Origin of the sequence: Ereboglobus sp. PH5-5 (genome assembly GCF_029504805.1) — a bacterium.
GTDB lineage: Bacteria > Verrucomicrobiota > Verrucomicrobiia > Opitutales > Opitutaceae > Ereboglobus.
In genome coordinates this window covers 150,719-163,914 of the sequence record NZ_JAQFIT010000001.1, presented here as the reverse complement: position 1 = coordinate 163,914, position 13,196 = coordinate 150,719, and the positions used below count along the sequence as shown (strand labels likewise).

The 13,196-nt window shown below is 62.7% G+C and carries 10 protein-coding genes, 2 tRNA genes and 1 other RNA gene; 9 read left to right on the top strand and 4 right to left on the bottom strand.

Annotated features, from left to right (window positions below):
- The first annotated feature begins 114 nt into the window (after nucleotides 1–114).
- From M2103_RS00515 to M2103_RS00505, 3 genes are all read left to right on the top strand, one after another.
- Entirely contained in the window at nucleotides 115–1,170 is a 1,056-nt protein-coding gene (locus M2103_RS00515; protein WP_277508037.1) for a LacI family DNA-binding transcriptional regulator, read from the top strand.
- A gap of 227 nt (nucleotides 1,171–1,397) precedes the next feature.
- The gene (locus tag M2103_RS00510; RefSeq protein WP_277508035.1) at nucleotides 1,398–2,861 is read left to right on the top strand and encodes an FGGY-family carbohydrate kinase; all 1,464 of its coding nucleotides are present in this window, start codon (nucleotides 1,398–1,400) and stop codon (nucleotides 2,859–2,861) included.
- Between the two features lie 105 nt (nucleotides 2,862–2,966).
- A complete protein-coding gene (locus M2103_RS00505) occupies nucleotides 2,967–4,079 on the top strand; it encodes a DNA replication/repair protein RecF (RefSeq protein ID WP_277508034.1) in 1,113 nt (370 codons plus the stop codon).
- A gap of 112 nt (nucleotides 4,080–4,191) precedes the next feature.
- Here M2103_RS00505 and M2103_RS00500 read toward each other — a convergent pair.
- Nucleotides 4,192–4,279: transfer RNA gene (locus M2103_RS00500), tRNA-Ser, on the bottom strand.
- Between the two features lie 165 nt (nucleotides 4,280–4,444).
- Between M2103_RS00500 and galK the strand changes: the two genes are divergently transcribed.
- Entirely contained in the window at nucleotides 4,445–5,596 is a 1,152-nt protein-coding gene (gene galK, locus M2103_RS00495) for a galactokinase (protein WP_277508033.1), read from the top strand.
- Nucleotides 5,597–5,792: 196 nt separating this feature from the next.
- Nucleotides 5,793–6,401, top strand: a complete 609-nt coding sequence (locus M2103_RS00490; protein ID WP_277508032.1) for an HAD family phosphatase — start codon at nucleotides 5,793–5,795, stop codon at nucleotides 6,399–6,401.
- A gap of 53 nt (nucleotides 6,402–6,454) precedes the next feature.
- Here M2103_RS00490 and hisB read toward each other — a convergent pair whose 3' ends face one another.
- The gene (hisB, locus tag M2103_RS00485; protein ID WP_108825110.1) at nucleotides 6,455–7,051 is read right to left on the bottom strand and encodes an imidazoleglycerol-phosphate dehydratase HisB; all 597 of its coding nucleotides are present in this window, start codon (nucleotides 7,049–7,051) and stop codon (nucleotides 6,455–6,457) included.
- Nucleotides 7,033–8,151: a histidinol-phosphate transaminase gene (hisC, locus tag M2103_RS00480; protein ID WP_277508031.1), complete on the bottom strand. Its 1,119-nt coding sequence runs from the start codon at nucleotides 8,149–8,151 to the stop codon at nucleotides 7,033–7,035. The genes hisB and hisC overlap by 19 nt, the downstream gene beginning before the upstream one ends.
- 104 nt (nucleotides 8,152–8,255) lie before the next feature.
- Between hisC and hemL the strand changes: the two genes are divergently transcribed.
- Together hemL and ffs are read left to right on the top strand one after the other, a co-directional pair.
- Nucleotides 8,256–9,560 carry a glutamate-1-semialdehyde 2,1-aminomutase gene (gene hemL, locus M2103_RS00475; RefSeq protein WP_277508030.1) on the top strand — a complete coding sequence of 435 codons (1,305 nt, stop codon included), beginning with the start codon at nucleotides 8,256–8,258 and terminating at the stop codon, nucleotides 9,558–9,560.
- 48 nt (nucleotides 9,561–9,608) lie between these two features.
- An RNA gene (ffs, locus tag M2103_RS00470) (signal recognition particle sRNA small type) lies at nucleotides 9,609–9,707 on the top strand.
- A 92-nt stretch (nucleotides 9,708–9,799) separates the two neighbouring features.
- On the opposite strand, the gene M2103_RS00465 is transcribed toward ffs, so the two are convergent.
- A tRNA-Arg gene (locus tag M2103_RS00465) sits at nucleotides 9,800–9,876 on the bottom strand.
- A gap of 107 nt (nucleotides 9,877–9,983) precedes the next feature.
- On the opposite strand from M2103_RS00465, the gene M2103_RS00460 reads away from it, so the two are divergent.
- Together M2103_RS00460 and M2103_RS00455 are read left to right on the top strand one after the other, a co-directional pair.
- Complete coding sequence (locus M2103_RS00460) at nucleotides 9,984–10,424, top strand: Minf_1886 family protein (protein WP_161554809.1); 441 nt, start codon at nucleotides 9,984–9,986, stop codon at nucleotides 10,422–10,424.
- A 188-nt stretch (nucleotides 10,425–10,612) separates the two neighbouring features.
- On the top strand, nucleotides 10,613–13,192 hold the full coding sequence (locus M2103_RS00455) for a pitrilysin family protein (RefSeq protein ID WP_277508029.1): 2,580 nt from the start codon (nucleotides 10,613–10,615) through the stop codon (nucleotides 13,190–13,192).
- The last annotated feature ends 4 nt before the right edge of the window (nucleotides 13,193–13,196 follow it).

Genomic DNA, 13,196 nt, shown 5'->3' with positions numbered 1-13,196 from the left:
GTCGAAAATGCTAAAATGATTTAGCTAAAGTCAACATCATTTTAACGCCATGCCCCGGTTTTGCGTATTTTTGATTTGCTAAACTTATAGATTTAGCAATACTCGCGGGCAAATATGAACAGCAAGCCGGCAGTGACCATTTACGAAGTTGCGCGACACATAGGAGTGTCCCCCGCCGCGGTTTCCTCGGTGCTTTCCAACCATTATTTGGAGAGGCGGATTTCTGAGAAAACCGCAAACCGGATACGCAAGGCGATCAAGGAGCTTGGTTATGTCCCCAACATGGCGGGGCGCCGCCTCAGAACCCACCGCCCCCTGACCCGGCAATACGACATCGCAATCCTGACCTCGTTTGAGGCGCCCCTGCCGCTCGTCGGCCAGGCGTTGCACGCCATTCAAAAGGAGGCGGACAAGCGTTCGGACAAGCACACCCGCTACGCCGTCGCCATTGAGATGTTTCATGCCGGAAAGCTGGCGGAAAAACCGGGCCTCTTGGAGTCGGACCGGTATCACGGAATCATCATAACCAACACGCTGCCGGCCGACGACCGGTTTCTCGCCACGGCAAAGTTTCCGTATGCGTCGGTCGTTCTGGGACGCCGAATCGAGGGGCACAACTGCGTGCTCGAAATCCCCAACTTTGTTGGAAAACGGGCCGCCGAAGTGTTGATTGACGCCGGCTGCCGAAACCTCGCGGTCATTCATGGCAAGGCGCTGACGCAGGCCACCTCCCAGCGCGTCGCCGCGTTCAAGGACGCCGCCAAGGCCGGGAAAATCGCCACCCCCGCCGTGATCGAATGCGACGGGCTGCAACCCCGGGACGCCGTCGCGGCGCTGGATGTGTTTCTTGATGGCGGCGGACGCTGCGACGGAGTTTTTGCGGTGACGGACAGCCTGGCGGTCGGAGTGTATCGCGCCTTTCAGGAGCGCGGACTTTCAATTCCCAACGACGCGGCCGTGGTGGGCGTGGGGGATCATGAAATCGAGGAGTTTTTCAACCCGTCCCTGTCCACGCTCGCGGGCGCAAACGACACGATGGTTGCGGAGGCAATCCCGCTGCTGTTCAACCAGCTTTCGGGAAAAACCGAGCATCCCCAGGAAATCCTCGTCGTGCCGCCCGTCTATTTGCGCGAATCGACAAACCGATCCCGGCGTCCCCGGAAAAAATAATCGCCGGGCGTCAGGGGGGGATTAAAATGCGGTTGTGATAAGGGTAGGGCGGTTTCGCCGAAACCGCCGCGTTTTACTTTTAATCACACCTCGGGCGTCCTTTTCCCGGGATCGTTTGCGCCCCGGGCGTTCAAACTGTCATGCAAACACACCTCGCGGTTGTGTGATTTTCGCACTTCACCTTTTTGCGCGTCCGCGTTCACTCATGGGGTTTAACACCTCATTTCATGGCCACCAAAAACACCTCAAAATCCACCATCTATTGCGCGGCCGTCGATCTCGGCGCCACGAGCGGGCGCGTCATCCTCGGCGCATGGCAAAACAACCGCCTCAAGCTCACCGTCGCGCACCGCTTCCCCAACACCTTCCGCACGCTCAACGGCAACGACTATTGGGAAATCGGCGCGCTCTGGCACGAGGTGCAAACCGGCCTCCGCAAGGCCGCAGCCGCCCTGCCGCGCGGCAAAAAAATCGCCTCCGTCGGCGTCGACACCTGGGGCGTCGATTACGCGCTCCTCAACGACGCCGGACGCCTCGTGTTCCCCGTCCACGCCTACCGCGACAACCGCACGCAAGCCGGCCTGCGCCACCTCGGCAACACGCGCGCCGCGCTCGAGCGCGTTTACGCCGCCACCGGCATCCCCAACGTCTTTTACAACTCCTCGCTCCAGCTCGCTGAAACGATCGCCGACTGCCCCGCCATCACCGACCTCGCCACGCGCTGCCTCTTCCTGCCGGACTACTTCAACTACCTCCTCTCCGGCACGATGGCCAACGAGCTCACCATCGCCAGCACCACGCAGCTCCTCGATGTAAACTCGACCGACTGGTCGCGCCCCGCGCTCGACTACTTCCGCGTCCCGCCCTCGTGGCTCGGCAAACCCGTCCTCGCCGGCACGCGCCTCGGCACGGTGAAAAACATTCCCGAGCTCGCCGGCGCCAGGGTCATCGCCGTGCCCGGCCACGACACCGCGTGCGCCTACGACGCCATGCCCGCCAGCCCCGACGGCACCGACCTCTTCCTCAGCTCCGGCACCTGGTCGCTCGTCGGCTTCGAAAGCGACACGCCCGTGCTCGGCCCCGACGCGCTCAAGGCTCGCGTCGCCAACGAACGCATCGGCGATGGCCGCTACCGCCCCCTCACAAACGTCATCGGCATGTGGCTCCTCGAGCGCACCATGCTCGACCTCGGCCCCTCCGCCCGCCCGAAAACACCCGAGGCATGGGACAAGCTCATCGACGACGCGGCGCGCCTGCCCGCCTCCGTTTCAAAAGTCCTCATCGACGTCACCGACCCCGCGCTCGCCAACCCTCCCTCGATGAAAGCCGTCATCGACGGACAACTCCGCCGCAAAAAAGCCGCGCCCCCGAAAAACGTGAAAGGCTACATGCGCCTCATCTGCGACTCGCTCGCCCGCGGCCATGCCGACGCCAAGGCCGCCTTCGAGCGCATGACCGGCCGCGAGTTCAAGCGCATCCTCATTGTCGGCGGCGGCTCGCGCAGCCCGCTGCTCTGCCAGTCCACGGCCAACGCCGCCAAGGTCCCCGTCGTTTCCTTCAACCTCGAAGGCACCGCGGTCGGCAACATCGCGAACCAGCTCATCGCGCTCCGCGCCGTCAAAAACAAAGCCGAGTTCCGCAAACACCTCGGCGCGCACCTGGAGCAAAAGGTGTATCAGCCAAAAAATTGATTTTAAGCCGCAAGGATTAAAACCAATCGCGGAAGCGCGGAAAAACGGAATGACTACTTCCGCGATTCCGCCCTTCCGTGATTTCGCGATTAAACAATCCTCCTCGTGCATCTAAAAAGCATCACCGTTCAAAACTTCCGCAACATCGCGTTCGCCGAGCTCGCGTTCGACAACTCGCGGCAGTTTTTCGTCGGTGAAAATGCGCAGGGCAAAACCAACCTCCTCGAGGCCGCAGGCTTCATCTCCGCGCTCCGCTCGTTTCGCACAAGCGAGGACCGCACGCTCATCGCGCACGGCAAGCCGGAGGCCGCCATCGCCTGCGAAATCGAGCACGAGAAATTCGGCCTCACGCGCGTGACCATCCGCCTGCGCCCCGGCGGAAAGGAAGTGCATTGCGACGGCGAGCGCATCCGCAAACTCGGCGATTACATCGGACGCTTTCCCACGGTCGTTTTCACCTCGCAAGACCTGCTTCTTGTGCGCGGCTCGCCCGGCGGACGCCGCCGCTGGCTCGACCTCGCCCTCGCCGAAACCGATCCCGAATACCTCCGCGCGCTCCAGGAATACCACCGCGCCCTCGCCTCGCGAAACCAGCTCCTCAAGCGCGGCAACGGCGGCGCGTCCGCGCTCTCCGCCGAACTCGACGCCTTCGAGCAACCGCTCGCCCGCGCCGCCGCGCAACTCGCGACACGCCGCGCCGCCGGTATTGAAAAACTGAATACACACGTCGCCGCCGCCTACGAAAAAATCACCTCAGTCGCATCCGAAAACACCCCCGCCGCCGCCATCGCCTACGCGCCCAGCGTCGCCAACGGAACCGCGCTCGACGAAACCGGTTGGGCAGGCCAGTTCGCCTCGGGACGCGAACGCGACACGCTCATGCGCACCACGCTTTCCGGCCCGCACCGCGACGATTGCGAACTGACCGTCGGCGGACGCCCCGCGCGCGAGTTCGCCTCCGAGGGCCAGCAACGCGGCCTCGCCATTTCGCTGCGCCTCGCCGAGGCCGCGTATCTGCGCGAGCAAACCGGCGTGAACCCCGTGCTCCTTGCCGACGACGTTTTGGGCGAGCTCGACCCTCAGCGCCGACGCCGCTTCTGGGCGGGCATCAACAGCGACGACTCGCGCAACCAAATCCTCGCCACCGGCACCGCCCCGCCCGACGCCGAACTCGGCGCGTGGCAAATGTTCGAGGTGCTTGGCGGAATGTTTTCATGACGTCCCGCGTGCAGCCGGCCTGAATTTTTTGGGCGGTTTTCTCAAACTCGCCGGAATTCTTCCCAAACCAAACCGGACAAAGCCATGTTTCCCTCATGATCGCGGGGAAAACTGGCGGAGAGGGGGGGATTCGAACCCCCGATACCTTGCGGTATACGCGCTTTCCAAGCGCGCGCATTCGACCACTCTGCCACCTCTCCTGGTAGTTTCAGCCAGCGCGCGGACGCGCCAACCGTCGAGTGAAGGGGCGAAATAAGGCGTGCTCATCCGTTCGGGTCAACGGAAAATAATCTTTCCCTGAAAATGCCTCGCCTTTTTTCCCGGCGTGGCGAACGTGCCTGTTTCGCAATTTTTAAGTCATTCCCATGAAAAACAAACTCATCGCCCAATTCCAAACCGTCTTCGGCCGCAGCCCCGAATTTGTCACCCGCGCCCCGGGACGCATCGAATTTATCGGCAACCACACCGACTACAACGGCGGCACCGTGCTGGGCGCGTCGGTGGACCGTAATATCTGGGTCGCCATTGCGAGGCGCGATGACGGGCAACGTCGTTTTTTCAGCGCGCATGGCGGCGAAATCGTCACCATGCCCTCCGGCATTCCGCAAAAGCAGGACGGTTCCAACAAATGGACCAACTATGCGCTCGGCGTGATTGCCGCGTTTCCGCATTTCGGCCTGAGCATTCCCGAGGGGTTTGACTATTATGACATGTCGGATCTGCCCGCGGGCGCAGGCATGAGCAGCAGCGCGGCAATCGAGCTGGCGTCAGTGCTCGCGTTTCTCGAAATCACGGGCCAGGCGGGCAAGGTTGACCGCGAGACAATCGTGAAAATCGGCAAGCATGCGGAAAACGAATTCGTGGGCATGCCGTGCGGTATTCTCGACCAGGGCGTGTCGGGCTTCGGCAAAAAAGACCACCTTGTGTTCATCGATTGCCGCGGGCCGAAATTTGACACGGTGGCGATTCCCTCCGGCGCGCATTTCTGGATTTTCAACACGCACAAAAAACACGCGCTCGTGGACGGCTTCTACGCGGCGCGCAATCGCGAGTGCATGGAAGCCGCCAGGGCGCTCGGCGTGCCCCTGCTCGCGGACGCAGGCACCGCGATGCTCGACAAGGCCGCCGCTGACGGAACGCTGGCGGGCGATGCGCTCAAGCGCGCGCGCCACGTGGTCGAGGAAATCGCCCGCGTGGACGAGACAAAAACGCTGCTCGCCAAGGGCGACCTGGCCGCGGTGGGCTCGCTGCTCACCGCCTCGCATCGCAGCTCGCAGAATTTGTTTGAGAACAGCGCGGAGGAGCTCGACACGCTAGTCGATCTGCTCACGGCCACGCCTCGCGTTTACGGCGCGCGCTTGACCGGCGGCGGGTTTGGCGGCGCGGTGATGGCGATGACCGACGCGCAGTTCGGCGAGGCGCAGGCCGCGCAGGTTGCCGCCGCCTACGAACAAAAATACGGCGCAAAACCCGAGGTGATCCACTGCCAGACCGGTGACGGCGCGGCGGTGATGTGATCAGCGCGCGAGTCAGCGTCGGCTTCCAGTCGCCGGACTCGACAAAGTCGCGCATTGTTTAAAAACAAAAACTCGGGACGTGAAAAACGCGTCCCGTTTTTTTCGCGCGTTTGTTTGAGGGCATTATTTTGTCCGCAAACGCGACTCGGCCTTGATTGCCGCGATTTCATGCGCGAAGCTGGGCGCACCTTTTCAAATGAAACTCAACATACCCGAGGGCGATTTCGCCGGATACATCTTCGATCTCGACGGCACGCTTGCCGACACGATGCCGCTGCACTACCGCGCGTGGAACGCCGCCTTGCACAAGTTCGGCATGAAGGCGGATGAGAACATCGACCCCGACTTGTTCTACTCGCTCGGTGGCGTGCACTCGCACGGGGTCTCCGCCGTCTTCGGCAAGCGCTACGGCCTCACGCTCGACCACGACGAGATCATGCATGTCAAGGAGGCCATTTTTATGGAGCTGCTTCCCGAGGCCGGTCGCATCGCTCCCGTCGCCGATTTCGCGGAGCGCGTCGCAAAAACGCATCCCGTCGCCATCGCCACGGGCGGCCTGCGCGAATTCGCGATTCCCATCCTCAAGGCCGCGAAGCTCGACCACATTTTTAAAATCGTGGTAACGCCCGCCGACGTGCCCCCGGGCCGCGGCAAACCGGCGCCCGACATGTATCTGCTCGCCGCAAAACTCTGCAACGTGGACCCTGAAAAATGCCTCGCCTTCGAGGACGCCACGCCCGGTCTCCAGGCCGCCGTCGCCGCCGGAATGCAAGTCGTGCACGTGCCAAGCCGCCCCGCAGCCTAGGCGTTAATCGATTTCGCGAAAAAAGCCGTCCTGTGCGGACGGCTTTTTTGTGATTACAACTTGCCCTTGGTGCTTGGCAGCTGGCCTGCGGCGCGCGGGTCGTATTGCGTCGCGGCGTCGAGCGCGCGGGCGAGTCCCTTGAAGACTGCCTCGGCGACGTGGTGCGGTTCCTCGCCGTATTCGAGCTTCACGTGCAGGTTGCACGCGAGCGCGTTGCTGAAGGCGCGGCAGAATTCCTTCACAAGGATGATGTTGAAATCGCGCACAAACATCGTCGGCGCGTTCGCCTCGTAAACAAGGTGCGCGCGGCCGCCGAGATCGACGACGACGCGGGCGAGCGACTCGTCCATCGGGAGCAGGAAAAATCCGTAGCGGCGGATGCCGAGCTTGTCGCCGAGCGCGGCGCGAAACGCCTCTCCCAAAACAATGCCGACATCCTCGACGGTGTGATGGTAATCCACGGCGACGTCGCCCTTGCAGGTGACTTCGAGATCGAAGAGGCCGTGCTTGGCGAAGAGCGTGAGCATGTGATCGAAGAACGGCACGCCGGTGTCGATTTTCGAGCGGCCGGAGCCGTCGATTTCGAGCGTGAGGTTGATGTCGGTTTCCGCGGTTTTGCGCGCGATTTTTGCTATGCGTTTTTGATCCATGCTTGGAGGGTGTTGTCGAGTGCGACCATTTCGGTGTCAGTGCCGACACTGATGCGCAGGAAGGGCGCGGTCAAGGGATGTGAGGGAAAATATCGCACGAGCACCTTGTGCGCCCGGAGCCAATCGTAGGCGGATTGCGCGACCGCCGCGCCGCTTTCGCCGCGCGCGTTTTTCGGCTCGACGAAAATGAAGTTGGTCTGCGAGGGATAGGAAAACCAGCCGCGCGCGGTCCATTCCTTTTGCCAGTGGTCGCGCGTGGTTTTTATTTTTTCGATGATGCCGGCGTAATAGCCGGCGTCTTCGAGCGCGGCGATGGCGGCGGCTTGCGAGAGGCGTGAGGTGTTGTAGCTGTCGCGCACGCGGTCGAGCACGCCGATGACTTCGGGATGCGCGAGCGCGTAGCCGATGCGGATGCCCGCGAGCGCATGGGCTTTTGAAAGCGTGCGCACGATGACGAGGTTCGGGTGGCGCGCGAGGAGCGGCACGGCGTTTTCGTTTGCGAAGGGCGCGTAGGCTTCGTCAACGACGAGCAGCCCGCGGTAGCCGGCGAGGATGCGCTCGATTTCGGCGTTTGCGAAGCCGACGCCGGTGGGCGCGTTGGGCGAGGTGAGGAAGATGATGGGCGCGGTGGAGGCGGCGAGCGTCTCGACGGGCAGGCGCATGTCACGCTCGAACGGAATTGTTTCGCAGCGGCCGTTTTCGATGGCGACGAGCACGGGGTAAAGCGAGTAGCTGGGCACGGTGTGTGCGAGCGGCGCGCCGGCGGAGCAATAGGCGCGCACGAGCAGGTTGAGGATGTCGTCGGAGCCGTTGCCGACGCAGACGCCGGCGGCGGTGAGCGAGGGGCATTGCGGGGCGTGGTGCGCGGCGATGGTTTCGCGAAGCGCGGCGCTTGTCGGATTCGGGTAGAGTCGGAGGTTCGCGCCGAATTTGTCCTCGCCGAGTTCGCGGATGATCGCCCCGGCGACGCGCGGGCTTGGCGGGTGGGGGCATTCGTTTGTGTTCAGCTTGATCCAGCCGGATTCGGTCGGCTGGAGTCCGGGCGTGTAGGCGTGGAGTTTTGCGATGTGCGGGAGCGGTTGTGGGAGCGTGTTGGACATGACGCGGAAAAACGAAAGCACGAGAAATGCAAAAATCGCGGGCATTGGCGAGGGCGGAGCGCAAGGAATTGCAAACGGGCGCGCGATGCGTTTCGGTTGCGCGCATGTCGAACCAGTCTTTTCAGGGCGGCCAGTCCTCCGATCAACTTTTCGCGCGCGCGCGCCGGCTTATTCCAGGCGGCGTCAATTCGCCCGTGCGCGCGTTTCGTTCGGTGGGCGGCTCGCCGTTTTTCGTGGAGTCGGCGCGGGGCGCGACGCTCACGACGGCGGACGGGCGCGAGCTGGTCGATTTCGTCTGCACGTGGGGGCCGGCGATTCACGGGCACAATCATCCCGCGATTCGCGATGCGGTGGCGGCGGCGCTGGAGCGCGGCACTTCGTTTGGCACGCCCAATCCCGCCGAGGTGGAGATGGCGGAGTTGATCACGCAATTTTTTCCGTCGGTGAAAAAAGTCCGCATGTGCAACAGTGGCACCGAGGCCACGATGACGGCGATCCGCCTCGCGCGCGGGTTCACTGGGCGCGACAAGATCATCAAGTTTGCCGGTTGTTATCACGGGCACTCGGACTCGCTTCTCATCAAGGCCGGCTCCGGCGCGCTCACGCACGGCAATCCCGACAGCGCGGGCGTGCCGGCGTCGTTTGCGCGCGAAACAATCGTGCTCCCCTACAACGACACCGCCGCGCTCGACGCGGCGTTTGCGGCGAATCCGGGCGAAATCGCGGGCGTCATCGTCGAGCCGTATTGCGGCAATGTCGGTTTCATCATGCCGGATGCGGGCTACCTCGCGCATCTGCGCGACATCACGGCGCGGCATGGCGCGGTGCTCATTTTTGACGAGGTGATGACCGGTTTTCGCCTTGCGCGCGGCGGCGTGCAGGAGCTCGAAAACATTGTGCCCGACTTGACCACGCTTGGAAAAATCATCGGCGGCGGTTTGCCCGTTGGCGCGATCGGCGGGCGCGCCGACATCATGGATTATCTTGCGCCCGAGGGGCCGGTTTACCAGGCGGGCACGCTCAGCGGGAATCCACTGGCGATGGCGGCGGGCATCGCGGCGCTGAAATTACTGGACGGGGAGCCGGGTGTTTACGCGCGGCTCGACGCGCTCGGCCGCCGGTTGCGCGACGCGCTTCTCGACGCCGCGAAACAAAAGGGCATCGCGCTGCAAGTGCCGCAGCGCGGCTCGATGTTCAGCGCGTTTTTTAACGACGCGCCGGTGCGCGATTACGCGACCGCGACCAAGTCCGACCCGAAACTTTACGCGCGCTTTTTTCACGCGTGTCTCGACGGCGGCGTTTATCTCGCGCCGAGCGCGTATGAGGCGGCGTTCCTGAGCACGGCGCACGAGGGCGGCGCGATCGCGCGCGCGTGCGAGGTGATGACGAAGGCGCTCATTTCATTGTGACGAGAAATAAATGTTGAAAGCCGCCGCGCACCGCGCACTGTTCGCGTCGGCCAGGTGCCATGCATGGGCAGGCGCGTGAACTCCGCCAGGACCGGAAGGTAGCAACGGCAACGACGTTCTCCCAGTGCCGTGGAGTGCCTGGCCACTTTTTTTTGCCCATTTGCGCGGAGGCCGGGGCTTTTGCCTCGAAAATGAAACAAGCCGCAAATGACGGGGCATTCGCGGCTTGTTCTGAAAAGTGGCGCAGCCGTAGGGAGTCGAACCCCAAACCTTCTGATCCGTAGTCAGATGCTCTATCCAATTGAGCTACGGCTGCATTTGAGGGGCGAAAGAAAGCAGGGATTCTTCGCGGAGTGCAAGCGATATTTTTCAGGATTGTTAAGGTTGCGCCGCCGTGCATTAAGATTTCCCCTTTCTTTTCCAATGCAGGACATCAAGTTTCACGAAGTCGTTGAGCAGATTTGCAAAGAGGACCCGCGCTATGACCGGCGCGCCTACGGATTTGTGCGCATGGGGCTGGACTACACCGTGGGCGAAATCCGCAAAAAAAACGCGGAGAAGGCGGGCAAGGGCGCGCAGCGCACAAAGCATGTCAAGGGGCCGCAACTGCTTGAGGGTCTGCGCGAATACACGCTGAACCAGTTCGGGCCGCTTTCAAAAACCGTGCTCAACGAATGGGGCGTCACACGCTGCGAGGACTTTGGAGAGATCGTGTTCAATCTGATCGAATACCAGGTTTTCAGCAAAACCCCCGACGACCGGCGCGAGGATTTCGCGTCAATCTACACCTTTGACGATGCCTTCGAGAAACCGTTCCGTCCCGAAAAAGCGGTGCGCTTCAGCATCATTGAGGATGAAAAGTGATAAGATTTTCGATTTTGGATTCTGGATTTTCGATTGTCGCGCTGTCGCGCGGAACTGGGTTTGACGAAAACAATCATGCCCGCGATTTTGCATAACCCAAGGATGACGCGGATGAACTCGGCTAAATCTTCGCATCTGTGAAAACCTGCTCCATCCGTGGAGCATTCTCTTATTCAAAAATTTCACCAATGTCCAAAACCAGACGTCCCTCGAAAACAAAGTCCGACTTCGATCTTCTCAACACCTTTTGGCGCGAGCCGGTCGCGCGCACCGTTCTTCCCAACGGGCTGACCGTGCTCGTGAAGCCCGACCATTCCGCGCCGGTCGCGTCGGTGCAGGTCTGGGTGCGCACGGGGTCGATTCACGAGGGCGAAAACCTCGGCGCGGGGCTGTCGCACTACTTGGAGCACATGCTGTTCAAGGGCACGAAGCGGCGCGCGGCGCGGGAGATTTCCGCCACGGTGCAGGCGCACGGCGGGCTGATCAACGCCTACACGACTTTTGACCGCACGGTTTACCACATCGACCTGCCCTCGGAGCACACGGCGCTCGCGATCGACGTGCTCGCCGACATGATGCTGCACTCGTCGATCGACGCGGACGAGACGGCGCGCGAGAAGGACGTGATCCTGCGCGAGATCGACATGTGCCGCGACGATCCCGACACGCGGCTCGGCGAGTCGCTTTTCGACACGGCGTTCCGCCGGCATCCGTATCGGTATCCGGTTATCGGATACAGGGATGTTTTCTCGACGGTGACGCGCGAGGAGCTGGTGGCGTATTACCGCGCGCGCTACGTGGCGAACAACATGGTCGTCGTCGTGACGGGCGATGTGGACGGGGCGGGCGTGCTTGCGGAGGTTGAAAAACATTTCGCGGACGCGCCGCGCGCGCGCCTGGCGCCCGTGCTTGTGGAGGACGAGCCCGCGCAGCTCGCGCCCCGCGAGGCGCATTTTTACGAGGATGTCGAGATTACGCGTGCGGGGCTGGCGTGGCAGGCGCCGGGCATCGCGCATCCCGACGCGCCGCTGCTCGACTTGCTGGCGACGATTCTTGGCGCGGGCGACAGCTCGATACTCTGGCAGGCGATTCGCGAGAAGGCGCGCCTCGTGCACGCCATCGACGCGCAGAGTTGGACGCCGGGCGGGGCGGGGTTGTTTTCGATTTCGTTTATTTGCGACCCGGAAAAACGCGATCCGGCGATTCGCGCGATAAACGAATCGCTGGCGCGTTGCGCGTCGAAAGGTTTCACGGCGGCGCAAATCAAGAAGGTGATCCGGCAGCTCGTCGTCGGCGAAATCAACAGCCGCAAGACGATGTCGGGGCAGGCGGCGCGCCTTGGCGCGAGCGAGGTGATTGTCGGCGACCTTGGTTATGCGCGCGCGTATTTCGAGCGTTTGCGCAAGGTGACGCCGGCGGATTTGAAGCGCGTGTTGAAGGCGTATCTCGTGCCGGAGCGGTTGACGACGGTGTCGCTGAGTCCGAAGGGCGAAGCGAAGAAGGCAGACTTGGCAGTCCGCGCCACGGCGGCATTCGCGCCGGAGTTTGAAGAAATCAAAATGCCGAACGGCGCGCGCTTGCTGCTGCAACGTGACGCGCATTTGCCGAGCCTGCATGTGCGGCTGCTTTGCCAGGGCGGGCCTTTGTTTGAGGCGCCGGGCAAGCGCGGCGCGACGGCGCTTTTGGGCACGATGCTCGCGCGCGACACGCGCCGGCGCACGGCGGCGGAGGTCGCGCAAGCGATCGAGGAAATCGGCGGCGTGCTGTATCCGTTTTCGGGGAACAACAGCATCGGACTCGGCGTGGAGGTGTTGTCGGACGGCGCGGATGTGGAGCGCGGGCTGGAGTTGCTGGCGGACGCGGTGTTCGCGCCGGCGTTCAAGCGCGGGACGTTCGAGACGGAGCGCGAGGCGCTGCTCGCGGCGCTCGCGCAGGACGAGGACGATGTCGTTTCGCACGGCAGGAAGCTGGTGCGCAAAAAGTTTTTCGGCGCATATCCGCTGGCCTGCGATGCGAGCGGCGACGCGGAGGGCGTGCGCGCGCTCGCGCCGTCGGATTTGGCGGCGTTGTGGAAGCGGTTGTTTGTGTCGCAAAATGTCGTGCTCGCGGTGGCGGGCGATTTTGAGAAAGAAACACTGCTGCCGAAATTGAAGGCGTTTTTGAAACGCGTGCCGAAGGGGGGATTGGCGGCGGAAGATCATGCGGGCGGAATGCCCGCGTTTCCGGGTGATTTCACCGACACGCAACCGCGCGAGCAGGCGGTGGTGTATCAGGCGTTCCCAGGGCCGGGCTTGCTGGCGGATGATTTTTACGCGGGCGAGGTGATGGACGAGTTTTTCAGCGGCATGTCGTCGCGTTTGTTCGAGCGCGTGCGCGAGGAAAAAGGGCTGGCGTATTTCGTGCGGTCGAGCCGCGTGACGGGTTTGCGCGCGGGCATGTTTTTGTTTTTCGCGGGGACGAGCCCGGCGCATTACGAGGAGGTGTTGCGCGAGATCGACGCCGAGATCGCCCGCGTGCAATCGGGCAAGATCGGCGAGGACGAGGTGGAACGCTGCCGCGTGCGCCTGAAGGCGGGGCGACGGATGAGCCTGCAGACAAATGCCTCGCGCGCGATGCAGGCCGGCCTGAACGCGCTCTACGGCCAGCCGGTGAACGACTGGCTCAACTACGACAAACGCATCGACGCGGTGGGTGCGAAGGACCTGCGCGATTTTGCTCGCCTGCATTTCAAGCGCGCGCTGCGCACGCAGTTGGTGGTGAAACCGTGAGGCG